The sequence below is a fragment of the Streptomyces sp. NRRL F-5650 genome, assembly GCF_000721365.1.
Classification (GTDB): domain Bacteria; phylum Actinomycetota; class Actinomycetes; order Streptomycetales; family Streptomycetaceae; genus Streptomyces; species Streptomyces ardesiacus.
Genome location: NZ_JOGV01000190.1, coordinates 1 through 342 on the forward strand (window position 1 = coordinate 1; position 342 = coordinate 342).

At 71.6% G+C, this 342-nt stretch carries 1 protein-coding gene; it reads right to left on the bottom strand.

The genetic code is table 11. The annotated features are described in order from the left end of the window. Positions 1-342: hypothetical protein (locus IG88_RS40005; RefSeq protein ID WP_037837596.1), on the bottom strand; the 342-nt coding region annotated here is incomplete at both ends.

The following is a 342-nucleotide window of genomic DNA, read 5'->3' on the forward strand; positions in this document are numbered from 1 at the left end:
GACACACCCACCCGACGCGGCCGACCCGTCTCCGGCCACTCGTGGGCCTCGGTCAGCAACTCCACCGCACCCGCCGACCAGTCCACCTCCGTCGACGGAACATCCACGTGCAGGGTGCGCGGCATCAACCCGTGCCGCAGCGCCAGTACCGACTTGATCACACCCGCCACACCCGCAGCCGCCTGCGTATGCCCGATGTTCCGGCCCTGCCCGTACGTCGCCAACAACGCCTGCGCCTCGATCGGATCGCCGAGGCTGGTCCCGGTGCCGTGCGCCTCCACCAGGTCCACATCGGCCGGCGACAGTCCCGCCGAGGCCAGCGCCTGCCGGATCACCCGCTGC